The following is a 25159-nucleotide window of genomic DNA, read 5'->3' on the forward strand; positions in this document are numbered from 1 at the left end:
GTTTAAACTCCGAAAATGCTGGCACCGGTGTCGGCTGAGCCGACAGTGTTGCGAAAGGTGCCAAAGAGGTCCCGTCCGACGCCATGTTGGTGGGCCGAAAGGTCGGCTGTAGCGGGCGCTCGGCTCAGAACGCCCTGTGTCAGGATTTCCAGCTCACCCTTAACCGCATCGACGCGCAGGACGTCGCCGTCCCGAAGATACGCGATAGGGCCACCGTCCAGCGCCTCGGGGCAGATATGGATCGCGGCAGGAACCTTACCGGATGCACCAGACATGCGGCCATCCGTGACCAGGGCTACTTTTTGCCCCCTGCCCTGAAGGATCGACAGGATCGGGGTCAGCGAGTGCAATTCCGGCATACCGTTTGCTTTTGGTCCTTGGAAGCGCACAACGACGATAACGTCGTCGGTGAATTCCCCGGCCTTGAATGCCGCTTTCACTTCGTCCTGATCCTGGAATACGCGAACCGGTGCTTCAACGACCTGATGCTCCGGGGCAACAGCTGATACCTTCATGACACCCGTCCCCAGATTGCCGGTCAGGCGAGACAAGCCACCGGTCGGCTGAAACGGGTCTTTGGCCGAGCGGACAATTTTTTCGTTCAGGCTGTGGCCTGCGCCGTCTTGCCAGACAAGCTCGCCATCGATCAGCTTGGGTTCTTTCGTGTAATTCTGCAGGCCCTGTCCCGCCACAGTTAACGTGTCGGGGTGCAACAGACCGTCTTCCAGCAGCGTACCGATACAGTAACCTAGACCGCCTGCGGCGTGGAAATGGTTCACGTCGGCCAGACCATTGGGGTAAACCCGGGCAACCAAAGGCACCACGGAGGAAACGTCAGAAAAGTCCTGCCAATCCAGCACGATCCCTCCGGCGCGCGCCATCGCGATCAGGTGGATCAGCAGGTTGGTTGAACCACCCGTTGCCATTAACCCGACAATGCCGTTTACAAAGGCACGTTCATCCAGAACCTGATAGACCGGCGTGTAATTGTTGCCCAGCGCACTAAGGGACAAAGCGCGTCGGGCGCCTTCTTCCGTCAGCGCATCACGCAGGGGTGTGTTGGGATTGATGAAGCTGGATCCCGGCAGGTGCAGACCCATAAACTCCATCAGCATCTGGTTGGTGTTGGCCGTGCCATAGAAGGTACAGGTCCCGGGGCCGTGATAGGCGGCCATTTCGGCGGCCATCAGTTCCTCGCGGCCCACTTCACCGGCGGCAAATTTCTGACGGATCTTGGCTTTTTCGTCGTTCGGAAGCCCGCTGGTCATCGGACCGGCTGGCAGGAAGACGGCTGGCAGGTGACCAAAACTTTGAGCCGCGATTACGAGACCTGGCACGATTTTGTCGCAAACCCCAAGGAACACGGCAGCGTCATACGTGTTGTGGCTGAGTGCCACTCCTGCAGCTAAAGCGATCACATCGCGCGAAAAAAGCGACAGCTCCATCCCAGCCTCACCCTGCGTGACGCCGTCGCACATGGCGGGCACGCCGCCCGCAACCTGTGCAGTGCCCCCTGCGGTTCGGATCGCGTCGCGGATCAGACCAGGATAGCGTTCGAAGGGCTGGTGCGCCGACAGCATGTCGTTGTACGCGGTAACGATGCCCAGATTGCCAGCCGTGCCGGTGACCATGGCCTGCTGATCTTCGCCAGCACCCGCATAAGCGTGAGCTTGGCCGCTGCACGACAGATGGCCGCGCGCGGGACCTTTGGATCTGGCGAGCTCCATCCGCTCCAGATGCAGCGAACGCTGAGGTGCGCTGCGGTCAATAATTCGCTGAGTGACATCGCTGATGACCTTGTGAACCATGACTAACCCCCAATCTGGCGCCAGCGGCGTCCATCGCGATGCATCAGCATCAATGCGTCTTCCGGCCCGGAACTACCCTGATCGTAGTGCGCCGGACGGTCTCCGCGTTCTTCCCAGCCCTTAATGATGGGATCGACCCAAGCCCAGGCGGCCTCGGCTTCATCCCCGCGCATGAACAGGGTCTGATCGCCGCGAATGACATCCATGACCAACCGTTCATAAGCATCTTGCGCGCGCACGTCCGCGCCCAGCGCCTCGGCGAAACTCATGTCCAGCGACACATCGGACAAGCGGAAACCGCCCGGGCCGGGATCTTTGATAGTAGTGCGCAGAGTGATGCCTTCGTCCGGTTGCAGCCGGATGACCAGAACGTTGCCGCGCAGTGGGCCAACATTGGGAAAGATCGTATGCGGCGGATCGCGGAAATACACCGCAATCTCGGATTCTCGAGCCCGCAGGCGTTTACCAGTACGAAGGTAGAACGGAACCCCTGCCCAACGCCAGTTGCCCAAGTGAACCTTAAGGGCGATGAAGCTCTCGGTGCGGCTGTCCGGATTGCCAACATGATCGAAATAGCCGTCGCCGCCCTTTTCCGCCCTGTATTGCCCGCGCGCGATGTCGCTCTGGGCAACAGGCTCCAGTGCTTCGATCACTTTGACCTTTTCGTCGCGCACCGCGTTAGGTGAGAACTTTGAGGGCGGTTCCATCGCAGTAAGACACAGCAGTTGCACCAGATGGTTCTGGATCATGTCCCGCATCGCACCCGACTGGTCGTAATATGCCCCGCGACCCTCGACCCCCACAGTTTCCGCTACGGTGATCTGGACGTGATCAATATGGGTAGAATTCCACAACGGTTCGAACAGGGAGTTGGCAAAACGTAGGGCCATCAGGTTCTGCACAGTTTCCTTACCCAGATAATGATCGATCCGGTAAATCTGATGCTCTTCAAAACAGGCCCGCAGCCCTATATTCAGCGCTTTGGCTGACTCCAGATCGTGGCCAAAAGGCTTTTCAACCACAATCCGGCTGTCCGGCGTGGCGAGTTCATGTTCATTGAGGCGTTGCGCAATGCCAGAAAAAAGGGTGGGACCTACCGAAAGGTAAAAAGCCCGCACGACATCCGGGCGCAAGGTCTTGGCAAGCTCGGGCCAGCCGGAATCCCCCAATGCATCGACCGGAACATACTCTACGCGGTTTAAGAAACGATCCAGAACATCCTTGTCGAATCCGGGAGCAAAATCCCGCATCGACGATCTGATTTGCTCGCGAAAGCCATCATCGTCCAGCTCCGAACGAGCGGTTGCGACGATCCGGGCCTCTGACGGCATCTGACCCACTTCAAACCGGTGATAGAGGCCTGGCAATATCTTGCGCTGCGCCAAATCGCCGGTCGCACCGAACAGTACAAGGTCGAACGGATCAACCGGAATTACGCGTGAAACCATTGCCGGGCTCCTTCAGTGGCCACCTGATCCAATTTAACACGACTATCCCGCCTCATCGGCAACTCAGGCCATGTTATCGCTAACATTGCCCCGTGGATAGGGAAACTGATCAGGAAAATCAAGCTCTGACTTGCAAGCAAAAAAATACGGGTCCCCGTGGCCTCATGCCTGGTTACGCAACCAATCCATCACTGCCGGGCGCACTGATTGCTCACCGCGGTGTCGGGCATCGGCGATGATTTTGCGCACAGCCTGCAAATCGGACCGCAGAAGCAAGCTTTTGACCGGCCCAATTGAGGCGGGCCGCATCGACAGAGACCGTATGCCCATAGCCGCCAGACAGAGCGCTTCGATCGGGCGACCGGCGTCTTCACCACAGAAGCTGAGCGGCGTATCCGATATGTTGCAGCGCTCGACAATCCGTTCGATGAAGCTCAGGAAACTGACATTCAGCGTATCGTAGCGGCGGCGCACCAGCTCGTTTTCGCGGTCGGCGGCGAAGAAGAACTGTTTCAGATCGTTACCGCCGATCGAGATGAAATCCACCTCATCAAAGAACTTTTGCGGCGCAAAGGCCAGCGATGGCGTTTCCAGCATTGCACCCACCTCGAGCGATTCCGGCAGAACATGGCCAAGACGCTTTTCCCGCTCGATGGTCTTGTTCACCTCCCACTTGGCTTCGCGGTATTCTTCGGCCTGCGCGACAAAGGGGAACATGATCGTCAACGGACGACCATTGGCGGCACGCAGCAGCGCCTGCAATTGCATCCGCATCACACCACGCTTGTCCAGACCGACACGAATTGCACGCCAGCCCAATGCTGGGTTCGGTTCTGCGACATGTTTCATATAAGGCAGAACCTTGTCCGAGCCGATATCCAGCGTTCTGAACACCACACGCTTGTCCCCGGCCGCATCCAAAACCCGTTGATATTGCTGGACCAGCTCCGAGCGTTTGGGCATCTGGTTGCGGATCAGGAATTGCAACTCGGTCCGGAACAGACCCACACCTTCAGCGCCCGAATTGCCCAGCGATGGCAGATCGGCCATCAGCCCGGCGTTCATCACCAGATTGATCCGCGATCCGTCCCGCGTAACGGTCGGGGTTTCACGAATCGAGGCATAGCGTTCCTGCGCCTTGGCCTGCATCGCGATCTTATCGCGGAAAGCACTGACAACCGTGTCCTCGGGCCGCAGATGGACAACGCCATTATCACCGTCAACCAAAACATGGTCGCCGTTCAGTGCTTCGGTCGTGATCCGCCCAACATGGACCACCAGTGGAATTGCCAGTGCGCGGGCAACAATGGTGGCATGGCTGCCGACCGAGCCTTCCTCGAGCACAATGCCTTTTAGCGACCGACCGTATTCCAGCAGGTCGCCGGGGCCGATATTACGCGCTATCAAAATCGGATCGGGGGGCAAATCCGCCCCGTTTGCGTTGCCCTGCCCCGTCAGAATGCGCAGCAACCGGTTGCTGAGATCGTCCAGATCCGCCAACCGCTCGCGCAGGTAGGGATCTGAAACCTGGCTCATGCGGGCGCGGGCCTGAGATTGCTCCATCTCCACAGCAGCCTCGGCGCTGAGACCGCGGGAGATGTCTTCTTCCATACGCCGCATCCAGCCCTTGGAGTTGGCAAACATTCGGTAGGCTTCGAGAACCTGTAACTGTTCCTTGTCACCGTCCTGCGAGATTTCCAGCATCTTGTCGACGCCGACACGCAATTCGTCCACTGCCTCTGACAGACGCTCAAGCTCTCGGTGCGGATCGTCGGCGATGGGGTTGGTGACGACAACACGAGGTTCGTGCAGCCAGACGTGGCCCTCGGCCGATCCTTCCTGAGCCGGACCTCCACGCAACAGAACTGATTGCTGGTGGAGCGGTGACAGGGCCGCGCCCTCGCCAATAAAGGCGCCCAGTTCGGCCATTTCAGCCAGAACCATGGCAACCACTTCCAGCGCATAGACCTCATCCGCTGAAAACTCGCGGGCTTCACGCGACTGCACGACCAATACACCCAGTTTTTCGCCCAGACGCTGCACAGGAACGCCAAGGAAAGACGAAAACCGTTCTTCGCCCGTTTCGGGCATGTAGCGGAAACCTTTGGCCGAAGGCGCATCAGCAGCGTTGACCACTTTGCCGCTATTGGCGACGCGACCCACCAAGCCCTCACCCATGCGCATCCGGGTCTTGTGTACGGCCTCAGGCGACAACCCTTCCGTCGCGCAAAGTTCCAGCGTGTCTTCATCGCGAAACAGGTAGATCGAGCAGACCTCGGCCCGAATACTGTCCGCAATCAGATGCGTGATCCGGTCAAGACGTTCCTGACCGGCGGCTTCGCTCGCCATCTCTTCACGCAGCCGTCCCAGCAGCTTGCGGGATTCTGTTTCGGTGCCGTCCGCCATGGGCCAATCGCTTTATGGTGTCAGGCGAGACCTTTGGCTGAAATGCTCAGGCCGCCTTGTCCAGTTCAAAGGCATCATGCAGTGCCTGAACCGCAAGTTCCATGTATTTCCGATCAACAAGGACGGAAATTTTGATCTCGGAGGTTGTAATGACTTTAATGTTGATCCCCTCATCCGAGAGGATCTTGAACATTTTGGCCGCAACACCTGACTGCGAACGCATACCGATACCGACGACGGACACCTTGCAGACATCCTCATCCGCGACCAGTTCCGCGTAGTTTAGCTCGCCCTTTTCCTTGATCGCCAGCAATGCCTGTTCGGCGCGCGCCACCTGATTGGTCGGGCAGGAAAAGGTCATGTCAGTGCGACCCTCATCCGAAATGTTCTGGACGATCATGTCGACATTCACCCCCTCTTCGCTGAGCGCGGTAAAGATGATCGAGGCGATACCGGGGCGGTCAGCAACCGAAACAACGGTCATCTTTGCCTCGTCCCGCGAATAGGCCACACCGGCCACTACATTGGATTCCATGATATCCTCCTCGTCGACGACCAGCGTTCCGGCCTCGTCGGATTGTTCTTCAAAGCTCGAAAGAACGCGCAATTTCACCTTGTATCGCATCGCCAGCTCGACCGAGCGGGTTTGCAGCACTTTAGCCCCCAGCGAGGCCAGTTCGAGCATCTCCTCGAACGCGATCTTATCCAGTTTGCGCGCCTTTTCACAGATGCGCGGGTCGGTGGTATAGACCCCGTCCACATCCGTATAGATGTCGCAACGTTCGGCATCGAACGCGGCGGCGAAGGCCACGGCGGTAGTGTCCGACCCGCCCCGGCCCAACGTAGTGATACGGCCCTCAGGACTGATGCCTTGGAAACCAGCCACGACGGCAACCCGCATACCTTCGCCGAATTTCTGGTTGATGTTGTCAGTTGGAATCTCTTCGATCCGGGCCGCCGAGTGGGCGCCATTAGTAATCAGCGGCACCTGCCATCCCTGCCAACTGCGGGCCGGAATGTCCATTTCCTGCAAAGTCAGCGACATCAAGCCGGCAGTCACGTTCTCGCCCGAGGACACAACCGCATCATATTCGCGGGCGTCATACAGCGGCGAAATCTCGTCGACCCATCCCACCAACTCGTTCGTCTTACCCGACATGGCGGACACGATGACAATCACGTCATAGCCTTTTGCCACCTCAACGCCGATGCGCTTGGCAACGCGGCGGATGCGGTCAAGATTGGCGACCGAAGTGCCGCCGAATTTCATCACGAGTACGGGCATGGGGGCTAGTGTCTCCGCGCCTTGGAATTCCAATCTCGTGCCTCTTATGCGAGGGGGGGCGTAAGGGCAAGTGCGCATAGACACTCTGACTGCGGCACGGGGCCGCTTTACATTGCCGGGCAGCGATGTCAGCGTGGCGCTAACCGTTTAATCCACGAGGATTTCCATGTATCGCTTTGCTTTCGCCCTCACCCTGATTTCGTCTCCAGCCTTGGCGCAGGTGGCAACCTTGTCGGGCACGGACGGCCAGAATTCACTTGGAACGGTGCCCTGCGCCGCAATCGCCGGAGAGCCTTTGTCCAGTTGCCCTGCCGAACTGCGCCACAAAGAGGACGGCACGGCAACACTGGCCGTTCAGCTGAATACGGGTGAAGTGCGGAGGATCTATTTCACCGATGGCGTACCGGATTCCAGCAGTTCGACCGCGAAAATCACATATGAGACACCCAGAGACCTGATGGTGATCTTTATTGAACCGGGCGAAGTCTACGAAATTCCAATAGCGGCCCTGAAATCTCAGTAGTCGTGGGGGCGACCGTCCCAGGTTTCGAAACAGCCGGAATTATCCAGCGACAAGGTATCAAATCGCGCAGCCAGCCCAGCTACGGCTTGGTCCACCGTGATTTCGGCCACCGCACCGCCCATGTCAGTTTGCACCCAGCCGGGGTGGTAAATGCCCAGGGAAATGCCATCTTGCCGCAGGTCAGTGGCAAGATTTCGACCCAGGTTCAGAACTGCGGCCTTGGATGCACGGTAGATGTAGCTGCCCCCTGGTGCGCGCGTGTGCGACGCCATCTGTGATGAAATAATCGCGATCTTACCCCGCGCGGCGCGCAGATTGGGCAGGAGGGCCTGAATTGTCAGGAATACGCCGGTCACATTTGTAGCAAAGCTCTGCGCCCACATCTCGACCGGGTAACCATCGATACTCTGCCCTTTGTCCAGATACACTCCGGCGTTGCAGACCAGAAGATCGACAGGTCGGTCTGTCAGCGTTTCGGACATGGCTGCATGCTGTGCCGGATCAGTGACATCGAGAACCACCTCCGCACCGTCGCTGCGCGCGGTTCCCGTAACTTCGTCCCCCTGCGCACGATAGTGGTTGGCCAGAGTTTTTCCGATACCGCGATTAACGCCGGTGATAACGATGTGCATAATTCAGTTCGTTTTGCGGCTGGGGATGAAAGGAAGCGGCGCAACGGGAACCCCGTCTTCGATCAATGCCCGCGCCTCCTCGGGTTTGGCCTCGCCATAAATCGATCGTTCGGGCGCGTCACCCAGGTGCATCTTCCGGGCCTCGGCAGCAAACTCCTGACCTACATAATCCGAATTCTCTTCGACCTTGCGGCGCAAATCTGCAAGAACCCGTTCTATTTCGGGCGCGGGTGTCGTCACGTCGATACGTTCGGCGTCGGGCATTTTCGCGATAGGGGGCTCTGCTGCACGAGCGGGGCGCACCCGCGGTGTCATAATTGCTTTTTCGACGTCCCCGCATCCGCAAACGGCGCATGTCACCAAACCAGCCGCAGCAAGTTTGTCAAAGGCTGCGGCTGATTGAAACCAGCTGTCAAAGCTGTGGCCATCTTTGCATTTCAACGCATATTGAATCATGTTCGGTCCAATTGTCGGTCGGCGAATAGATACCAACCGGAATGGTAATATCAAGCCCTTCCGAAATCGGATCGCAACAGGAAGGATAAGCGTTTTTATATCACGCACTTGGTTCAGAAGATACGCCCGGCATGTGGCAGGCTCAATTCGCACCCAATTAGCGTAAAAAAACAATACCGTAGCCTGCGGTCTCAAAGAAATGTGCCCCACTTTCCTTGAAGCAAACGCATTAGAAACCAGTTGCACGGCGCAATCCGAAATGCCGCCCCCATATCCCGTTTTCATATGCCCTGCAGTGGCTTATGACCATTTTGGGGTGCAGGCTGAAGCACTCAGAAAGCCTTAAATCTGCCCTTTGTCAGCGCAACATGCGGGTCGACAGGCGTTGGACCAATTCTTCGTGCGGAATGTCGGCGTCCACCGCCAATCGCCTCAGGCCGAAATGAACATGAGCGATCTGCTGGTAATAGCGCGTGTAGACATAGTTCGTACCTCCGCCTGCCAACGCACCCAGAATCGGCACTGACTGAGCCGCAAGTTTTTGCCCCAGAACAACCGACAAGCGTGGCGCTACAGCGGCGATCAGCCGTTGCATTGTCGGGCCAGTCAAGGTCAGGCGCACCGAGAAAAATCCCGTATCGGCGCCATCATCGAATGAAAGCGGACCCGCAGCGGACAATACTCGGACGCAGTCGAATTTCACCCCTTCCTCGGCAGGGTCAAACCCTTCGCGCGCAGCCGCGCCCTGAATGGATCGCAACAACATCGTCGTGGTCGCAGGCAACTCCATCAACGCAGTTGATACGCCTCCAAGTCCACCAGCGGCCCCCATCGCGGTAGTCACAACAGTGTTCACCCACGGTGGCTGATCAGGTACTGCGTGCCGAGAGCCCTGCGCAGCATGCATAGCCACCCAAAGGGCTTGTTCAGTCGCGCCAGTCAATCCTTGCCGCACGGGTTCGGGAAGTTGTTCCAACAGGGACTCTGCCGACCCTCCAAGCTTGTTCAGCAGCTTGATTCCAGCCCCTCCAGCGGCGCTGTAATGCGCTGCCAAACGGTCGAGTTCGGCCTCGGCATCGATTTCTTCGACAAGAACAACGTTCTGCATCTGCACCCTCCTGTCTTGGAAAGATCGGCATTTTGCAGCAGGTTTTCAATGGTTCAGCGGGTCCACCGGGTGACAGAACCCTGAATTCCCGCCCAAACTCCGGGCTTCAGCGACAATCCAAGAACACGGTCCGGGTTTGTCGGAGGCGGCATTTCGATCCCCTGCAAACGATCAAATCCGAACCGGGCGTAATAGGGCGCGTCGCCGACCAGCATGACACGGTCCCAACCCTGCGCGCGCCCGGCTTCGACCCCCTGGTGGATCAGATACCCCCCCAGCCCTTCGCCCTGATGGGTCGGGTGAACGGCAACCGGCCCCAGCAACAGCGCATCGTACTTGCCGATATGAACAGGCCAGAACCGGATGGCACCAGCCAGAATGCCTTCACCGTCGCGTGCCACCTGTGACAGACCAGAAACCGGTGGAACATCATCGCGCAGACGGTAAGACGACAAGGCCTCGCGCCCGGGCGCAAAGCACAGGTCATAAAGGGCTTCGACCTCCCACCAATCCTCTGGCTCTTCCGGCCTGATATTGAACTGCTGCACCCCAGCCCTCTTTTCCTTGCTGGAATTCGCCCTAGCACTTCGTTACGCCTTGGGCAAACGCTTGGAGATCTGATGTTCTATCGCCCCGAAGACGGCCATGGCCTGCCACATAACCCGTTTAACGCCATCATAACCCCCCGCCCTATTGGCTGGATATCGACCCGCGACGCGAAAGGGATCAACAATCTGGCGCCCTATTCGTTCTTCAATGGCGTTGCCTACACCCCGCCACAGGTCATGTTTGCCACAACAGGCACCAAGCACGATCAGGATGGCGGCAAGGACAGCGTCGCCAATATCGAGGCGACAGGCGTGTTCTGCGTCAACGTCGTGGCACATGCCCAACGCGACGCGATGAATGCCAGTTCAGCGGGGCTACCCAAAAACATCGACGAATTCGATCATGCCGGACTGACGCCAATTGAGTGTGAAACCATCCCCTGCGCACGGATCGAGGGTGCCCCGGCTGCACTGGAATGCAAGCTGACGCAGATCGTCACGTTACCCGGCGAGGCCAACCGGGTTGTTTTCGGTGAAGTGACGGGTATCCACCTGCATGACGCTCATATACGGGATGGAAAGTTCGACGTCACATCCTTCAAACCGCTGGCACGACTTGGGTACCGAGATTACTCGGTGGTCACAGAACTGTTCAGCCTTTCAAGACCGGATGACTGATGCCTCTACCCGACCCTACACGCAGATACCCTATCACTTTGCCAGATGGCTCCGATCACAAGGGCACCGTTTTCCTGTCTGAAGCGGTTGATCATCCTCGGTTTTTGGCTGGAGCTTTCAGCTATGCCTCGGATTTTGCTGCGCCAGAGGATTGGGCGTCGCATCTGGCTCCCTACTTGTTTCCGTTCTCCCGGGAAAAGCTGGTACTGGGGAAATTCTGTCAAATCGCGCATGGGGTGCGGTTCATCACGTCGTCTGCAAACCATGCAATGGATGGGCTGACCTGTTTCCCGTTTTCTGTTTTCGACCCGGAACGCATGACTGGCTTTCAGCCTGATACGCGTGACACCATCATCGGGCATGATGTTTGGATCGGTTACGGGTCTCTGATTTTACCGGGTGCAAAGATCGGAAATGGCGCCATCGTTGGGGCAGGTTCGGTCGTTCGGGGTGAGATTCCGCCATATGCAATCGTGACCGGAAACCCCGCAGAGGTCCGGCGTTTTCGGTTCGATGCCGATGTGATCGGCAGGCTTCAAGCATTGTGCTGGTGGGATTGGCCAGCTGAAGTTGTTACCCAGGCTGAAAGCGCCCTGCAATCGGGGGACATCGAACTGCTGGAGCGCCTCGCTCCATAGTTAAAGGGCGGCCAGATCGGCCGCCCTTTAACATTCAGTGCCCGCCGAGAATACCGGTGCGGACCGAATAATCCACCACCAGTTCGTAATCCGGGTCATCATCGCTATCGACCATCAGATGGCCGGCTTTGGTCAGCAGCTTGTGGCAATCGCGGCTCAGGTGGCGCAGCATTACACGCTTGCCCGCGGCCTCGTATTTGCCGGCAATGTTCTCGATCGCCTGCAATGCGGACTGGTCCACCACGCGGCTGTCTGCAAAGTCAACAATCACGGTTTCCGGATCGTTCGCTACGTCGAACAGCTCGACAAACCCATCGGAGGATCCAAAGAAAAGTGGCCCTTGGATCTCATAAACCTTTGCACCCTCTTCGGTGGAAGACTCGCGTGTGACGGCGTGGATCCGCTTGGCGTTGTTCCAGGCATAGGCCAACGCCGAGACGATCACACCGACGACGACCGCAACGGCAAGGTCTTCCATCACCGTGACAACAGTCACCAGCACGATGACGAAGGCATCCATCAACGGAACCTTGAGCAGGATCTTGAACGAGTTCCAGGCGAAGGTACCGATCACCACCATGAACATTACCCCAACCAGAGCGGCCAGCGGAATCCGCTCGATCAAGGGTGACGCAAACAAGATGAACACCAACAGGAACAGAGCTGCGGCGATACCGGCGATGCGGGTCCGACCGCCGGACTTCACGTTAATCATCGACTGACCGATCATCGCGCAACCACCCATACCACCGAAGAAACCGGTCACAACGTTGGCTGCACCCTGCGCGATACACTCTTGCGAGGCACCACCACGCTTGCCAGTGATCTCGCCCACAAGGTTCAGTGTCAGCAGAGATTCAATTAGGCCGATGGCGGCCAGAATGACCGCGTAAGGCAAGATGATTTCAAAGGTTTCCCAGTTCAACGGCACCATCGGAATGTGGAACGAAGGCAGACCGCCTTCGATCGAGGCCAAGTCACCCACTCGCGGCACATCCAGTCCCATGCCGATCACGATGGCCGCAACCACGACGATCCCGGCCAACGGAGCAGGAATGACACGTGTGATACGCGGCATGACCCAGATCACCGCCATGGTCAACGCAACAAGCCCCAGCATCGTGTAGAGCTGCATGCCGGACAGCCATTCTCCCCCGCTCATACCGTGGCCGGTGTTTTCCATGGTACCGGGGACTTTGAATTGGCCCATCTGGGCCAGAAAGATCACAATCGCCAGGCCGTTTACGAAACCCAACATCACCGGGTGCGGCACCAGACGGATAAACCGCCCCCAGTGCATTGCGCCGGCAATGACCTGCAAAATACCCATCAGCACAACCGTCGCGAACAGGTATTCAACACCATGCTGTGCCACCAGCGCCACCATGACCACCGCCAAGGCACCTGTAGCGCCAGAAATCATGCCGGGGCGTCCACCGATTAACGCTGTGATCAGACCAACCAGAAACGCGGCATACAGGCCCACCAGCGGGTGAACACCAGCGACAAAGGCAAAAGCCACTGCTTCGGGCACCAGGGCGAGCGCCACGGTCAGGCCCGACAACAGCTCGATCCGCAGGCGGGACACGGTCAGCCCTTCGTCCGGCGACCAGCGCAAATCGGGAATGGCAAGGCGTTTGGCAAAACTTGCCAGCATGGCTCGAGGCATGGGTGTGTCCTGTGGATTGGGTCTGTTGGCGCGAAAGCGCCTTTTTACATACCCCACACAATGTGGGATACCGCATCAGGTGGGATGCTGGTATGCACCGGGCGCATAACTCATTTTGCCTGACTTCGGATTCATTCCACGCAAACCGCTGAACACACTTGCCAAATGAGCCCATGATGCGCAGATAATTCGAACATAGACATCAAGCGGAGACGACACGTGACCCAAACAAAAATCGCCGTTATCGGAGGATCAGGCATCTACGACATCGAAGGTCTGGAAGGTGCCGCATGGGTTACGGTTGAAACGCCTTGGGGGGAGCCGTCGGATCAAATTCTGACCGGATCGCTGGACGGGATAGAAATGGCGTTCCTACCGCGTCACGGTCGTGGCCACGTGCATTCCCCGACAGAAGTGCCCTATCGCGCTAATATTGACGCTTTGAAGCGGCTCGGTATGACGGACATAATCTCGGTTTCCGCCTGCGGGTCGTTTCGTGAACATATGGCGCCGGGTGATTTCGTCATTGTTGATCAATTCATCGATCGAACGTTCGCGCGTGAGAAAAGCTTCTTCGGCAGCGGATGCGTGGCGCATGTCAGCGTCGCCCATCCAACGTGCCCGCGTCTGTCTGATGCCTGTGAAACCGCGGGCAAAGCCGCGGGCATCACTATCCATCGCGGCGGTACCTATCTGGCAATGGAGGGGCCGCAATTCTCGTCGCTGGCCGAGTCAAAAATGTATCGCGAGCAGTGGGGCTGCGATGTGATCGGCATGACCAACATGCCCGAAGCTAAACTCGCCCGCGAAGCCGAGCTTTGCTATGCTTCGGTTGCAATGGTCACAGATTACGACAGCTGGCACCCGGACCACGGAGAGGTCGACGTGGCGGCAATCATAGCGACTCTGACTGGGAATGCCGACAAAGGGCGCGCTTTGGTCAAAAGATTGCCAGCCCTGTTGGGTGCCGAGCGCAAGCCCTGCCCGCATGGATGCGACCGGGCATTGGAATACGCCATCCTGACCGCGCCCGAGAAACGTGACCCGGTGTTGCTGGCCAAACTGGATGCCGTTGCCGGAAGAATCCTCTGACGTCTGCGCCGGGTTACCTTATTTCTGCGACAATTGCTGGCGTACATCCTGCCACAATCCGCGTGACCACAAATCATTGTGCGTTCCGCCTGGAACTACAAAAAGCAGCGCGGACTCATCCGTCAGGTCCGCCAACGCCTGACCGTGATGCACAGGGACGGTTTCATCATCTGTACCATGGAAAATCATTGTGGGCACTTCGATTGCTCCAATGATGTCGCGAGTGGCGAATTGGTCTTTCATCAGGGTGTGTACAGGCAACCACGGGTATCTTTCCGCCGCAACATCGACGGTCGCAGTGAACGGAGCCTCAAGAACCAGCAATTCAGCGTTTGGTCGTTGCTCGGCCACTGCGGCTGCTATTGCGGTTCCAAGGCTCTGACCGTGGAGCACGACCTCTTCACCTTGCTCCTGAAGATAATCGAACAGCGCGAGCCCATCTGAAATCAAAGCTTCTTCCGAGGGTTCGCCGCCGCTGCCCGGAAACCCTCGATAGCTTGGGGCCAGAAGGCCATAGCCGCTATTGAGAATTTCACGAAATCTGTCGGCCCGGTCAGACAGATTTCCACTTTGTCCGTGAAAGAACAAAACTGTGGGAGCCCCATCTGTGGCCGCTGGCGCGACCCAGCCTGTCAACTGAACACCGTCTGACATAGGAAGCGATACAACATCAACATCCGCCAGGCCGATCGCGCCGGGCTCAGGCAATTCGCCATCAGGTTTGTACAGCAATGCCTGTTGGTTAACGTACATGTAAGCGACCGCCAAAGCGTAGAGAACGCAGCCGAGCACGACAACACCAATCAGAGCCTTCCGAACCCTGATCGGCCGAAAGCGGAAAAAGGCTTTGGGCTCCATATCCCGCGTCTGTGTCATCAGTTCCTCCGTCAGTGTGGACTGCTCCAGAAGTCTGGGAACTCATCGGGAGAATTCAAGAAACGCCTGCAAAGGTTAATGCAATCTTTAACCTGTTACCCCGTTACCAACAATGAAACCAAATCATGCTTCACAACTTGAATCGCGTATGAGCTAAGCCATGTTGGGTCAGATATACAATGAGAGGACAGGTCTCCAGCAATCGAGCCCGAGCGGCTTGGGAATCGGCGGCACACAACAAGGACGCAGCATGAAACGTCTCGATGCACTGGACGGTGCGCGGTTTCTGGCCTTCTGCGGCATGGTGCTGGTCAACTTCCGCGTCGCAGCTCAGGTCGCACCGGGCAATGACTGGGCCTCGATCCTGATCGATGCGCTGGAGGGGCGTGCTGCGGCTTTATTTGTGGTGTTGGCCGGGGTTGGTTTGGGATTGGCCCGAATACCCGCCGTGCTGCTGTTGCGCCGGGCTGCGTTTTTATTCGTGCTGGGTTTGGTCAATATGACCGTTTTTGAGGCGGATATCCTGCACTTTTACGCGCTGTATTTCGTAGTCGGCGCGGCCTTCCTGACCACATCCCAACGGTCTGTGTGGCTGGGTGCGCTTGGGATTGTGGGTTCGTCTGTTCTGGCCGTTCTGATCTTTGATTACGATCGGGGATGGGACTGGACCAATCTGACCTATTCCGACCTCTGGACCCTGCCCGGATTTCTGCGCAACGCGCTGTTCAATGGCTGGCATCCTGTGCTGCCCTGGGCCGCATTTCTGCTGATCGGCATGGCGATTGGCCGGTCAGACCTGCGTGACTTGTGCATTCAGCACCGCCTGATCATATGGGGTTCAGGTGCAGCTGTTCTGGCATTGTTACCGCAGATGCTGGTCTCGGACGCAGAACTTGCAGCCTATTTGGGAACCGAGTCCATTCCGCCCGGTCCATTCTACGTTCTTGCAGGCACCGGTACCGCGTGCCTTGTGATCGGGCTTCTTCTGAAATTTTGGCCTCTGATCGAACGCTTGCACCTTACCCGCGCCCTGACGGCCCCGGGAAAACAAAGCCTGACCTTGTACATGGCCCATATCCTGATCGGAATGGGGCTGCTGGAAGAGGCAGGTCTGCTGAATGGTTCGCTGAGCGCACCGGAAATCGCCGGTTATGCCTTTTTGTTCTGCGCAGCTTCATCCATCTTTGCGCGTCTCTGGTCCCGCTGGTTCAAGCGTGGTCCTCTTGAGGCGCTGATGCGGCGCGTGACTGACCCACGAAGGGCTTGACGTTACAGTGTTGCCGAGGCTTGCTGGCGCGGTAACGAAAGGGACGTCCCATGGAACTTGACCTTTGGCTGGCCTTTGTGGCTGCTTCAACCGCGCTTTTGCTGATCCCCGGCCCGACGGTGTTGCTGGTGCTAAGCTATGCGCTGTCCAAAGGGCGCAGTGTATCCGTCGCCTCGGCCACTGGTGTGGCGGCTGGCGATCTGATTGCAATGACGGCTTCGCTGCTGGGGTTGGGTGCGCTGGTTCTGGCGTCGGCCACCTTGTTTTCCGTACTGAAATGGGTGGGGGCCGCCTATCTGGTTTGGCTGGGGTTCAAATTGTTGCGCAGCGCGCCTTCGGGCGGGTTGAACCCGGTGGACACAGGAAAGGACGTCACTTCGCGCAGCGTTTTCGGCCACGCGGCAGCAGTCACGGCGCTGAACCCAAAATCCATCGCCTTTTTCATCGCCTTCGTGCCCCAATTCCTGCACCCGACCGACCCACTGGGCCCACAATTCGCAATCCTGATTGCGACCTTTGTCGGTCTGGCATGGGTGAATGCCCTGGCCTATGCGCTGCTGGCGGATCGCCTGCGCAGGACGATCGGCCGCTCAGGTGTCATTACTGCGCTGACGCGCGTTGGCGGGCTGACACTGATTGGAATGGGCGTGGCAACCGCCATCTTGCGTCGCCCGGCCTGAAACACCTAGTTTTCCGCATTCTCTTTCATGAAGCCGCGGATAAACCGCCGAATTTCTCGCGCGGCTGAAGTGTCGAGCTCTTTGCACAGCTCGACAAATGCATCCCGTTCATCCTTGTCCAGACGCAGGACCAACTGACTGTTTTTCTTGGTGGAAACCTTACCATCTTTTTTTGCCACGCGATCTGATCCTATTAAAATCTTGATTCTTTTCGAGATGCAATGTATATACATAGCATATAGATTGTAGTTATCGGGCACCAAACAACAAAAATGGGATTATGGCAATGAATCTTAATGTGGCTCAGGCATTTCTTTTGCGAGACCAGCGAAACTGGCGCAAACCGCACCTCTCCTGGCTACCGGCTACGCTGTACCGCTACTATAGCCTGCCGAACACCATGGCACGCCGCCGCAAATAACCGCAGGCGAAAGACTTTCCTTGCATGACAGGACCTGATGGGCCAAACACTGGCGTGTTTTTTTTGACGCGAAGAAGAGTGCCCATGTCCAGAAACAAAACCGTCAAGGATTACATCCGGACGATCGTTGATTTCCCACATGAGGGGATCATGTTCCGTGATGTCACCACCCTGTTTGCGGATCCGCGCGGGTTTCGCATTGCTATCGACCAGATGCTGCATCCCTATGCAGGCGAACGGATCGACAAGGTTGTGGGGCTTGAGGCGCGCGGCTTTATCCTGGGCGGTGCTATTGCGCACCAGCTAAGCGTGGGTTTCGTACCGATCCGCAAAAAGGGCAAGTTGCCCGGCACAACCATCAGTCAGGATTACAAACTGGAATATGGCGAGGCTATCGTCGAAGTCCACGATGATGCCATCCAGCCCGGCGAAAAAATTCTGGTCGTCGATGACCTGCTGGCTACTGGCGGCACGGCAGAGGCCGGCATCAAGCTGATCGAACGTCTGGGAGGTGAGATCGTCTCGTGCTCGTTCATCATCGATCTGCCCGAACTGGGCGGCCGAAAGGTGCTTGAGGATCTGGGAATGGACGTTCACGTCCTGTGTGAATTTGAAGGTTTGTAAAGCCTTCACATCACAAGAACGTGATTGGTAAATGTTATTTGCCCGGGCTTAGCGCGGGCGTTTTTCATTTCAACTCCCCTGATCTGTTGCAGCTGGTGATCTTATCCCGGTCCCGCGCCGTATTTGTGACGATGCCACCTGAGGCATTTTCAACAAGGGAAGATATCCGATGTTCCGCAAAACCGCTTTCGCTAGCGTCGCAACCGTTCTTCTGACGACAACCGCCTTTGCCGACGGTCACAAGAAAGACATCGTCGACACCGCAATGGGTGCTGGCAGCTTCACCACCCTCGTCGCAGCTGTTCAAGCTGCCGAATTGGTTGACACCCTGAAGGGCGAAGGGCCATTTACCGTGTTTGCGCCCACGGACGAAGCCTTTGCCGCTTTGCCTGAAGGTACGGTAGAAACCCTGCTCAAGCCGGAAAACAAGGATCAGCTCGTGGCCATTCTGACCTATCATGTGGTACCGGGAAAGGTGATGTCGACCGACCTGTCCGATGATATGTCCGCAGCTACTGTTCAGGGGGGAGAGATCACAATCGATTTGGATAACGGCGTTATGGTTAACGGCGCCAACGTCGTTCAGGCCGATATCGAAGCCGACAACGGTGTGATTCATGTGATCGACAAAGTTATTCTGCCTGCGTCTTAACCGCCGCTGTGGTGCGGCCCGGAGCATCTGGGCCGCATTCCTTACCGAAGAACAGCACCGGGGTTCATGATCCCTTTGGGGTCCAGCGCATCCTTGATGGCACGCATGGCAGCCAGTTTTGTCGGGTCGCCATAACGCTCTACATCTCCGGTTTTCAGGCGGCCCACTCCGTGCTCGGCACTAACGGAGCCTCCAAATTCGTGCACCAGATCATGCACCGCGTGCTTAACGATCAATCTTTGACTTTCGAACTCTTCCCTGTCGCACCCTTTGGGCGGAAACACGTTGTAGTGCAGATTGCCGTCGCCCAGGTGTCCGAAACAATTGACGCGAAAATCCCCAAGTCCCGCAACAGCTTCGGCACCGCGCCGGATGAACTCGGGAATGGTCGAAATCGGAACCGAGATATCGTGGCTGGACACAGAGCCAATGATCCGGTTGGCCTCAGGTATCTGCTCGCGCACAGACCACAAGTCGTTCCGTTGGGACAAGTTCTGGGCGATGACTCCGTCAGTCACCAGCCCCCGCGCCAACCCCGCCTCGAACAAGCCTTCCAGCGCTGCAACTGGATCCAGACCTGCCGCCAGACCCAGTTCAACCAGGACGCACCATTCAGGTGGCGTATCAAAAGGTTGTCGGGTATTCGGCAGCACCTCCGCCAGAAACTCAAGCCCTTGACGGTGAAGCAACTCAAAAGCGCTGATCCCTTCACCGACTTGATCCCTCAACACCGCCAGCAGGTCGATAGCGGCGTCTGGCGACGCTACTTCGAAGACCGCTGTTCCTACACCCGCAGGTTTTGGATACAGCTTCAGAGACGCCGCGGTAATGATCCCCAACGAGCCTTCGGAGCCGATCAATAAGTTGTGCAGGTCATAACCCGTATTGTCTTTGCGAAGTCGGCTAAGGCCATGCCAGACATCGCCGTTGGGCATGACTGCCTCAAGTCCCAAACACAGATCGCGCGCATTGCCATAGCGCAGTACGTTGAGGCCGCCAGCGTTGGTGGCAAGGTTCCCGCCGATCCTGCAGGACCCCTGCGCCGCCAGAGAAAGCGGGAACAATCGATCCGCGTTATCCGCAGCAGTCTGAATGTCCGCCAAAATGGCGCCGGCCTCGGCGATCAGTATGTTCTCGGTCGGGTAGACAGCCCTGATCGCGGTCATCCGCTCGAGTGAAACCACAAGCGGTTCAGGTTCGTTGGGAAACACCTGCCCACCGACCAATCCAGTGCCACCGCCATAGGGGACAATCGGTACGCAGGCGTCCGAGGCAAGCCGGACTACCGCACTGACCTGTTCGACCGTTTTGGGCAGCGCCAATAGCCCTGCTCGCCCCGCAAAACGACCTCGTGGCTCCTCAAGATAGCGCGCAGCGACGGGGCGCAGGACATCTTCGGGCAGGTGCGCCCGGATTTTTTCGGCAAGGCTTTCATCGGCGGGATTCAATGTCATACCCATTCCTTGCCCAAGCCTGTGCCTCGCGACAAGCCTTATTCCAATTCGATCAGGTACCGGGGCTCCAAAACCACAACCGTCGGCCGGTCCGGCAAGGTACGAAGAGAGACGACAATTTCGGATATCCCATCTCGTTCAACCGGGAACTCACCCCGGATATCAGTCAGGAACCGCTCCAGAGAAAACCCTGAGAACCAATGCATCGGAATGATGATCGAGCTTTTCAGCCGTTTCAGAACCTCGATCATTTCCGGCAACGGCATGGTGGTGCCGCCGTCGACGGCTGCCATCACGACATCCAACCGTCCCAACGCGGCGAATTGCGCGTCTGAGGGGACATGATGGAGATGTCCCAGATGGCCAACACACAGCCCTTCAATCTCGAACACAAAGATGGAATTTCCGCGCTCTTCGACACCGCCAAACCCTGAGCGGATATCCGTCGACACATTGCGTACCAGCAACTCTCCCAAGTCGAGGTGATGGTCGATACCCTCACCAAACTCGCCCCAGCCGGGTAGGACATACGGGATAGCCGGATCGGGATGCGCGGTCCAATGGGTACTGTGGGCATGGTTCATGGTAACAATGTCGGGGATCATATCTGCCGCACCAATGAAGCCCGTAAAATCCGTTACCGCGTTCAACCCGCCGCGTGTTTGGATCAGAAACGAGGCATGGGCGATATAGCTGATCCGAACCGAAAACTCGGGAACCGGATCACTCCAGGCAGCTTTGCGCAGGTATTCGATCCCGGGCGCGGCGTCTGCGATTGCTATACAATGGCTCGGCCGCCGTTCCTGCGCCGCAGCCGCCCCAGAGATCACCATCAATGCCACAACAACCCAGCGCATCTCCTGAGTGTAGCGCACTGCGCTCACAAGTCATGCCCCTTGTTCAAATGACCCAAAACACCACGAGGTTTGAGGCAGAATCCCAGTTACTCTGCAGGGCCACCTAACCCGCGTCTGTCTTCCCGCGCCGATCAGATCGCAGGCTGGCATACAGCACATGCGTGCGCCACCTACCGTTAATCTGCAGATATGACTGAGCCACGCCCTCGTATTTAAACCCGGAGCTCTCCAGCAGCCCGCGCGAAGCGGTATTTTCTGGCAGGCAAGCAGCTTCGATCCGGCTCAGGTCCAGCCGGGTAAACGCGTGATGCACCAAGGCGCCGATGGCTTCGCGCATATATCCCTGCCGTGAAAAGGTTTGCCCTGTCCAATAGCCAAGAGTCCCGGCCTGCGCCGGCCCTCGCCGGATATTGTCCAACGTAATTGCCCCCAACAGAACGTTATCGCTGCGTCGAAACAGAAACAGGGGAATGGCAGTCCCGCTGGCAACCGAGCGTTGGGCCCAGTACACCCTGTTGGTAAACGACTTGCGCGTCAGATGATCCGATGCCCAGATCGGCTCCCACGGGGTCAGGTATTCTTTTGACGCCCGGCGCAATGCGGTCCAATCATTGAAATCGGAATGGACGGGCGGACGCAGGCTCAGCCGCTCGGTCTCGAGTTTTAGCTTGCGTCGGCCCAACAGCATCACGCCGCGCGCCTCTCCTGCAATTCAGCCAATGTCGGCGCGCCTGAAACCGGCCCGTAAAGAGCCAACGCTGCCGGAGCCTGAACGGCCATCTGTTCGGCAAACAAGCGCACATCTTTCATGCTGACCGCGTCGATCTTGGCAACGGTATCCTCAAGCGACGGCACCCGGCCCCAGATTTGCACCAGCCGCGCCAGACGTTCAGCCCGGTTCGACGGGCTTTCCAGCCCCATCAGCATCCCGGCCTTCATCTGTGCCCGGGCGCGGGCAACTTCTTCGTTGCTCATGTCCTCGGCGGCGCGCTTCATCTCATCGACTGTAATGGTGGCGAGCTCCGCGACCTGATCCGCTGATGTCCCGGCATAGATCGTCGTCGTCCCGGTATCGGCATAAGCGCCGGTCTGCGCAAAGATCGTATAGCACAAGCCGCGAGTCTCACGCACCTCCTGAAACAGGCGTGAAGACATCCCCCCGCCCAGAGCGGTAGAGTATATCTGCGCTGTATAAATCGCATCATCGCGATAGCCGGGGCTTTCCAGCGCCAGCGCGAAATGGGCTTGCTCCAGCTCTTTCTCCTGACGGGCCTCACCGCCAGTAAAGCGGGCGGTCTCGGGGATCAGTCCTTTGCGCGGTTGCAAGTGGCCAAACATCTCTTCGGCCATTTTCATCAGTGCGTCGTGATCCACCGCGCCTGCTGCGGACAGGATCATCTGATCGGGTCCATAATGCTCGGCTACAAAGCCCGACAGGTCCTCGCGAGAAAACGCACTAACCCGCTCGGTCGGGCCCAGAATGGTGCGGCCCAAAGGCTGATCGTGATAACTCTGCTCCTGCAGCCAATCAAAGATCACATCGTCAGGTGTATCGTAAGCCTGACCGATCTCCTGCAGAATCACGCCACGCTCGACCTCGATCTCACGCGGGTCGAAAACAGGGTTCAGAACGATATCTCCGATGACATCCATCGCCAGTGCCACGTCATCTTTCAGAACGCGAGCGTAATAAGCCGTCACTTCGCGCGACGTATAGGCGTTGATGTACCCGCCGACATCCTCGATCGCCTCGGCGATCTGCAACGCTGACCGCCGTTGAGTTCCCTTGAAGGCCATATGCTCAAGGAAATGGGCGATACCATTCTGCTCGATCCGTTCATGCCGCCCTCCGGCGGTCACCCAGATGCCGATGGCCGCAGATTGCAGCCCCGGCATATGTTCACTGACGATACGAAATCCGTTCTTCAGTTGGTCTTGTCTGACAGTCACTCAGCAATATGCCTTTTGATATGATCCTCGAGAGTGCCCAGATCGTTGGCGATGCGGGTCACCCGTTCCGGACGTTCATACAGATCAGACATGCGAGAGGGAAGAGGCGGATGTACGTCGCTGGCCTTCTCTACCGCGGCCGGGAACTTTGCCGGGTGCGCTGTGGCCAGAGTGATCATCGGCACGTCCGCTGCGCGATGTTCTTCGGCAACCATGATACCGACGGCCGTGTGCGGGCAGACCAGCTCGGCGCTGTGATCCAATGTGTGCTTGATAGTCTCCAAAGTTTCGTCCTCGGACACACGCCCCGAGTCAAAGCTCTCGCGCAGCGCTTCCATCGCACCCTGGCTGACGTTGAAGCCGCCATTCTTGAGTTCATCCATCAATTGCGCGACGGCGCCGCCATCCTCACCATAGGCGTAGTACAGCGCACGTTCAAAGTTCGAGCTGACCTGGATATCCATCGACGGGCTGATCGAGGGGATGGTGTCGCCCTTGAAATACCCCTCGCCCGACAGGCAGCGGTGCAGGATGTCGTTCTGGTTGGTCGCAACCACTAGTCGGTCGATGGGCAGGCCCATGCGCTTGGCGAGGTAACCTGCGAAGATATCTCCGAAGTTGCCGGTCGGAACAGTAAAGCTGACTTTGCGGTGCGGTGCGCCAAGGCTGACTGCGGCGGAGAAGTAGTAGACGATCTGCGCCAGTACACGCGCGAAATTGATCGAGTTTACGCCCGCCAGCTTCACACTGTCGCGGAAATCGAAATCGTTGAACATATCCTTCAACGCGGCCTGACAATCATCAAAATCGCCATCCACGGCCAAAGCATGCACGTTGCCGTCCGCAGGGGTGGTCATCTGACGACGCTGCACTTCGGACACGCGGCCATGCGGATACAGGATGAACACGTCCACCGCGTCCAACCCACGGAACGCCTCGATCGCTGCCGATCCGGTATCGCCGCTGGTCGCACCAACGATGGTCACGCGATCCCCGCGCCGCTTCAGTGCCACCTGGAACAGCTGACCGATCAGCTGCATAGCAAAGTCCTTGAAGGCCAGCGTCGGACCGTGGAACAGTTCCAACAGAAAATGGTTCTCGTTCAACTGCTTTAGCGGCGCGCGGGCGTCGTGGCCAAAGCCTTCATAGGCACGGGCGATGATCTCCTTGAACTCGCCCTCGGCGAATGAACCGTTGACATACGGCCACATCACCCGAAAGGCGATCTCTTCATAGGGCAACCCAGCCAAAGCGGCGATCTCGTCCTGGCTCATCACCGGAATCTCAGCAGGCAGGTACAGGCCACCGTCACGGGCCAGTCCCGTCAGCATCGCCTCTTCAAATGTCAGTTCGGGCGCTTGGCCACGGGTCGAGATGTATTTCATTACGCGTCACTCTCAGTTGGGGCGCGGCGGCGCCACAGGAAGTATCCGGTCATTGCAGCCCAGACCAGGGCCAGGCCAAACCAGGTGATTGCATATTGCAGATGATCATTGGGAATGCCTGCGGCGTCCACCGGCAGAGGTTTCACCCCCGGGTCGGTTTCCGAACGTGCGATCAGCAGCACTGGTTCGGCCCCTAATGCCGCAGCCAGATTGGGCACGTCCCGGGCGAACCAGATGTTGTCATCGATATCAGGCTCGGGCGTATAGCCGTCGATCTCGTCAGGCCAATGAAGGTTGCCGGTGATCTCCATCGGACCGTTAAGGCGCTTGGCCTGTTTAGCGGTTGTCGGAACAAATCCCCTGTCTACCAGAATGGTCCGATCATCAGTGCTGAAGGACTGGATGATGCGATACCCTGCCCCAACCTGCTTGACCGAAACCAGAACGTGGATTTCCCCCGGCTCCATCTCGCCCGAGATCGTTACGGGCAAGTATTTGTCAGCGTCTTGGGAGACTTGCTGCGGCAAGGCTACGGGATCGGCGGATATCCGGCTTTCGATCTCAGCCAACACCCCTTGCTTCCACGACAGCCGCTGAACTTGCCACACCCCCAGCGACAGCAGCACGCCCAGACCGGCGAGACCGAATATCAGCAGGAACAGAATGCGGCGCATGACAGAACCATATCTCATTGCAGGAACC

At 57.8% G+C, this 25159-nt stretch carries 25 protein-coding genes; 8 read left to right on the forward strand and 17 right to left on the reverse strand.

Annotated elements, in window-relative coordinates:
• Positions 1-2 precede the first annotated feature (2 nt).
• The 4 genes from edd to AC2TCY_RS11685 form a co-directional block, all read right to left on the reverse strand.
• The gene (gene edd, locus AC2TCY_RS11670; protein WP_480847626.1) at positions 3-1808 is read right to left on the reverse strand and encodes a phosphogluconate dehydratase; all 1806 of its coding nucleotides are present in this window, start codon (positions 1806-1808) and stop codon (positions 3-5) included.
• A 2-nt stretch (positions 1809-1810) separates the two neighbouring features.
• Complete coding sequence (gene zwf / locus AC2TCY_RS11675) at positions 1811-3256, reverse strand: glucose-6-phosphate dehydrogenase (protein WP_480847627.1); 1446 nt, start codon at positions 3254-3256, stop codon at positions 1811-1813.
• 162 nt (positions 3257-3418) lie between these two features.
• The gene (gene ptsP / locus AC2TCY_RS11680) at positions 3419-5662 is read right to left on the reverse strand and encodes a phosphoenolpyruvate--protein phosphotransferase (protein ID WP_480847628.1); all 2244 of its coding nucleotides are present in this window, start codon (positions 5660-5662) and stop codon (positions 3419-3421) included.
• A gap of 46 nt (positions 5663-5708) precedes the next feature.
• Positions 5709-6947 carry an aspartate kinase gene (locus tag AC2TCY_RS11685; protein ID WP_480847629.1) on the reverse strand — a complete coding sequence of 413 codons (1239 nt, stop codon included), beginning with the start codon at positions 6945-6947 and terminating at the stop codon, positions 5709-5711.
• A gap of 166 nt (positions 6948-7113) precedes the next feature.
• Between AC2TCY_RS11685 and AC2TCY_RS11690 the strand changes: the two genes are divergently transcribed.
• Positions 7114-7470, forward strand: coding sequence for a hypothetical protein (locus AC2TCY_RS11690; protein WP_480847630.1), 357 nt, complete (start codon positions 7114-7116; stop codon positions 7468-7470).
• Here the strand turns inward: AC2TCY_RS11690 and AC2TCY_RS11695 are convergent.
• From AC2TCY_RS11695 to AC2TCY_RS11710, 4 genes are all read right to left on the reverse strand, one after another.
• Positions 7464-8102, reverse strand: coding sequence for an SDR family NAD(P)-dependent oxidoreductase (locus AC2TCY_RS11695; RefSeq protein ID WP_480847631.1), 639 nt, complete (start codon positions 8100-8102; stop codon positions 7464-7466). The two genes, AC2TCY_RS11690 and AC2TCY_RS11695, sit on opposite strands and share 7 nt — an antisense overlap.
• A 3-nt stretch (positions 8103-8105) precedes the next feature.
• The gene (locus tag AC2TCY_RS11700; RefSeq protein WP_480847632.1) at positions 8106-8558 is read right to left on the reverse strand and encodes a DUF1178 family protein; all 453 of its coding nucleotides are present in this window, start codon (positions 8556-8558) and stop codon (positions 8106-8108) included.
• A gap of 358 nt (positions 8559-8916) precedes the next feature.
• A complete protein-coding gene (locus AC2TCY_RS11705) occupies positions 8917-9666 on the reverse strand; it encodes an EcsC family protein (protein ID WP_480847633.1) in 750 nt (249 codons plus the stop codon).
• A 53-nt stretch (positions 9667-9719) separates the two neighbouring features.
• Positions 9720-10214, reverse strand: a complete 495-nt coding sequence (locus AC2TCY_RS11710; protein ID WP_480847634.1) for a GNAT family N-acetyltransferase — start codon at positions 10212-10214, stop codon at positions 9720-9722.
• Between the two features lie 72 nt (positions 10215-10286).
• Here AC2TCY_RS11710 and AC2TCY_RS11715 point away from each other — a divergent pair, with 72 nt between their 5' ends.
• Positions 10287-10892, forward strand: a complete 606-nt coding sequence (locus AC2TCY_RS11715; protein ID WP_480847635.1) for a flavin reductase family protein — start codon at positions 10287-10289, stop codon at positions 10890-10892.
• On the forward strand, positions 10892-11530 hold the full coding sequence (locus AC2TCY_RS11720; RefSeq protein WP_480847636.1) for a CatB-related O-acetyltransferase: 639 nt from the start codon (positions 10892-10894) through the stop codon (positions 11528-11530). The genes AC2TCY_RS11715 and AC2TCY_RS11720 overlap by 1 nt, the downstream gene beginning before the upstream one ends.
• Before the next feature lie 34 nt (positions 11531-11564).
• Here the strand turns inward: AC2TCY_RS11720 and AC2TCY_RS11725 are convergent, their stop codons facing one another.
• The gene (locus AC2TCY_RS11725) at positions 11565-13199 is read right to left on the reverse strand and encodes a SulP family inorganic anion transporter (protein WP_480847637.1); all 1635 of its coding nucleotides are present in this window, start codon (positions 13197-13199) and stop codon (positions 11565-11567) included.
• 219 nt (positions 13200-13418) lie between these two features.
• On the opposite strand from AC2TCY_RS11725, the gene AC2TCY_RS11730 reads away from it, so the two are divergent.
• Positions 13419-14291, forward strand: coding sequence for an S-methyl-5'-thioadenosine phosphorylase (locus AC2TCY_RS11730; protein ID WP_480847638.1), 873 nt, complete (start codon positions 13419-13421; stop codon positions 14289-14291).
• A gap of 18 nt (positions 14292-14309) precedes the next feature.
• On the opposite strand, the gene AC2TCY_RS11735 is transcribed toward AC2TCY_RS11730, so the two are convergent.
• The gene (locus tag AC2TCY_RS11735) at positions 14310-15167 is read right to left on the reverse strand and encodes an alpha/beta hydrolase (RefSeq protein ID WP_480847639.1); all 858 of its coding nucleotides are present in this window, start codon (positions 15165-15167) and stop codon (positions 14310-14312) included.
• Between the two features lie 250 nt (positions 15168-15417).
• Here AC2TCY_RS11735 and AC2TCY_RS11740 point away from each other — a divergent pair, with 250 nt between their 5' ends.
• The gene (locus tag AC2TCY_RS11740) at positions 15418-16434 is read left to right on the forward strand and encodes a DUF418 domain-containing protein (RefSeq protein WP_480847640.1); all 1017 of its coding nucleotides are present in this window, start codon (positions 15418-15420) and stop codon (positions 16432-16434) included.
• Between the two features lie 50 nt (positions 16435-16484).
• The gene (locus AC2TCY_RS11745; RefSeq protein WP_480847641.1) at positions 16485-17114 is read left to right on the forward strand and encodes a LysE family translocator; all 630 of its coding nucleotides are present in this window, start codon (positions 16485-16487) and stop codon (positions 17112-17114) included.
• Between the two features lie 5 nt (positions 17115-17119).
• On the opposite strand, the gene AC2TCY_RS11750 is transcribed toward AC2TCY_RS11745, so the two are convergent.
• Positions 17120-17293 (reverse strand): hypothetical protein, encoded by a 174-nt coding sequence (locus AC2TCY_RS11750; protein WP_480783324.1) that lies wholly within the window; start codon positions 17291-17293, stop codon positions 17120-17122.
• A 326-nt stretch (positions 17294-17619) separates the two neighbouring features.
• Here AC2TCY_RS11750 and AC2TCY_RS11755 point away from each other — a divergent pair, with 326 nt between their 5' ends.
• Both AC2TCY_RS11755 and AC2TCY_RS11760 read left to right on the forward strand, forming a co-directional pair.
• Positions 17620-18159 (forward strand): adenine phosphoribosyltransferase, encoded by a 540-nt coding sequence (locus AC2TCY_RS11755; RefSeq protein WP_480847642.1) that lies wholly within the window; start codon positions 17620-17622, stop codon positions 18157-18159.
• Positions 18160-18328: 169 nt separating this feature from the next.
• Positions 18329-18811, forward strand: a complete 483-nt coding sequence (locus AC2TCY_RS11760; protein WP_480847643.1) for a fasciclin domain-containing protein — start codon at positions 18329-18331, stop codon at positions 18809-18811.
• Between the two features lie 41 nt (positions 18812-18852).
• Here AC2TCY_RS11760 and AC2TCY_RS11765 read toward each other — a convergent pair whose 3' ends face one another.
• From AC2TCY_RS11765 to AC2TCY_RS11790, 6 genes are all read right to left on the reverse strand, one after another.
• Entirely contained in the window at positions 18853-20265 is a 1413-nt protein-coding gene (locus AC2TCY_RS11765; protein ID WP_480847644.1) for an FAD-binding oxidoreductase, read from the reverse strand.
• Positions 20266-20303: 38 nt separating this feature from the next.
• Positions 20304-21122: an MBL fold metallo-hydrolase gene (locus tag AC2TCY_RS11770; protein ID WP_480847868.1), complete on the reverse strand. Its 819-nt coding sequence runs from the start codon at positions 21120-21122 to the stop codon at positions 20304-20306.
• Positions 21123-21225: 103 nt separating this feature from the next.
• Positions 21226-21810, reverse strand: coding sequence for a GNAT family N-acetyltransferase (locus AC2TCY_RS11775; protein WP_480847869.1), 585 nt, complete (start codon positions 21808-21810; stop codon positions 21226-21228).
• Positions 21810-23072: a M16 family metallopeptidase gene (locus tag AC2TCY_RS11780; RefSeq protein WP_480847645.1), complete on the reverse strand. Its 1263-nt coding sequence runs from the start codon at positions 23070-23072 to the stop codon at positions 21810-21812. The genes AC2TCY_RS11775 and AC2TCY_RS11780 overlap by 1 nt, the downstream gene beginning before the upstream one ends.
• Positions 23069-24457 carry a threonine synthase gene (gene thrC / locus AC2TCY_RS11785; RefSeq protein WP_480847646.1) on the reverse strand — a complete coding sequence of 463 codons (1389 nt, stop codon included), beginning with the start codon at positions 24455-24457 and terminating at the stop codon, positions 23069-23071. The genes AC2TCY_RS11780 and thrC overlap by 4 nt, the downstream gene beginning before the upstream one ends.
• Positions 24457-25131 carry an SURF1 family protein gene (locus AC2TCY_RS11790; RefSeq protein WP_480847870.1) on the reverse strand — a complete coding sequence of 225 codons (675 nt, stop codon included), beginning with the start codon at positions 25129-25131 and terminating at the stop codon, positions 24457-24459. The genes thrC and AC2TCY_RS11790 overlap by 1 nt, the downstream gene beginning before the upstream one ends.
• Positions 25132-25159: the final 28 nt, after the last annotated feature.

The sequence above is a fragment of the Ruegeria sp. HKCCD7181 genome (assembly GCF_057221055.1).

What these genes read in the sequence shown, in the direction of transcription:
- AC2TCY_RS11770 (WP_480847868.1), bottom strand. Translation starts at nt 21,122, where the DNA reads ATGCGCTGGGTTGTTGTGGCATTGATGGTGATCTCTGGGGCGGCTGCG.
- AC2TCY_RS11755 (WP_480847642.1), top strand. Translation starts at nt 17,620, where the DNA reads ATGTCCAGAAACAAAACCGTCAAGGATTACATCCGGACGATCGTTGAT.
- AC2TCY_RS11705 (WP_480847633.1), bottom strand. Translation starts at nt 9,666, where the DNA reads ATGCAGAACGTTGTTCTTGTCGAAGAAATCGATGCCGAGGCCGAACTC.
- AC2TCY_RS11790 (WP_480847870.1), bottom strand. Translation starts at nt 25,131, where the DNA reads ATGCGCCGCATTCTGTTCCTGCTGATATTCGGTCTCGCCGGTCTGGGC.
- AC2TCY_RS11720 (WP_480847636.1), top strand. Translation starts at nt 10,892, where the DNA reads ATGCCTCTACCCGACCCTACACGCAGATACCCTATCACTTTGCCAGAT.
- thrC (WP_480847646.1), bottom strand. Translation starts at nt 24,457, where the DNA reads ATGAAATACATCTCGACCCGTGGCCAAGCGCCCGAACTGACATTTGAA.
- AC2TCY_RS11760 (WP_480847643.1), top strand. Translation starts at nt 18,329, where the DNA reads ATGTTCCGCAAAACCGCTTTCGCTAGCGTCGCAACCGTTCTTCTGACG.
- AC2TCY_RS11725 (WP_480847637.1), bottom strand. Translation starts at nt 13,199, where the DNA reads ATGCCTCGAGCCATGCTGGCAAGTTTTGCCAAACGCCTTGCCATTCCC.
- AC2TCY_RS11685 (WP_480847629.1), bottom strand. Translation starts at nt 6,947, where the DNA reads ATGCCCGTACTCGTGATGAAATTCGGCGGCACTTCGGTCGCCAATCTT.
- AC2TCY_RS11745 (WP_480847641.1), top strand. Translation starts at nt 16,485, where the DNA reads ATGGAACTTGACCTTTGGCTGGCCTTTGTGGCTGCTTCAACCGCGCTT.
- AC2TCY_RS11695 (WP_480847631.1), bottom strand. Translation starts at nt 8,102, where the DNA reads ATGCACATCGTTATCACCGGCGTTAATCGCGGTATCGGAAAAACTCTG.
- AC2TCY_RS11690 (WP_480847630.1), top strand. Translation starts at nt 7,114, where the DNA reads ATGTATCGCTTTGCTTTCGCCCTCACCCTGATTTCGTCTCCAGCCTTG.
- ptsP (WP_480847628.1), bottom strand. Translation starts at nt 5,662, where the DNA reads ATGGCGGACGGCACCGAAACAGAATCCCGCAAGCTGCTGGGACGGCTG.
- AC2TCY_RS11740 (WP_480847640.1), top strand. Translation starts at nt 15,418, where the DNA reads ATGAAACGTCTCGATGCACTGGACGGTGCGCGGTTTCTGGCCTTCTGC.
- zwf (WP_480847627.1), bottom strand. Translation starts at nt 3,256, where the DNA reads ATGGTTTCACGCGTAATTCCGGTTGATCCGTTCGACCTTGTACTGTTC.
- AC2TCY_RS11715 (WP_480847635.1), top strand. Translation starts at nt 10,287, where the DNA reads ATGTTCTATCGCCCCGAAGACGGCCATGGCCTGCCACATAACCCGTTT.
- AC2TCY_RS11700 (WP_480847632.1), bottom strand. Translation starts at nt 8,558, where the DNA reads ATGATTCAATATGCGTTGAAATGCAAAGATGGCCACAGCTTTGACAGC.
- AC2TCY_RS11765 (WP_480847644.1), bottom strand. Translation starts at nt 20,265, where the DNA reads ATGACATTGAATCCCGCCGATGAAAGCCTTGCCGAAAAAATCCGGGCG.
- AC2TCY_RS11735 (WP_480847639.1), bottom strand. Translation starts at nt 15,167, where the DNA reads ATGACACAGACGCGGGATATGGAGCCCAAAGCCTTTTTCCGCTTTCGG.
- edd (WP_480847626.1), bottom strand. Translation starts at nt 1,808, where the DNA reads ATGGTTCACAAGGTCATCAGCGATGTCACTCAGCGAATTATTGACCGC.
- AC2TCY_RS11775 (WP_480847869.1), bottom strand. Translation starts at nt 21,810, where the DNA reads ATGCTGTTGGGCCGACGCAAGCTAAAACTCGAGACCGAGCGGCTGAGC.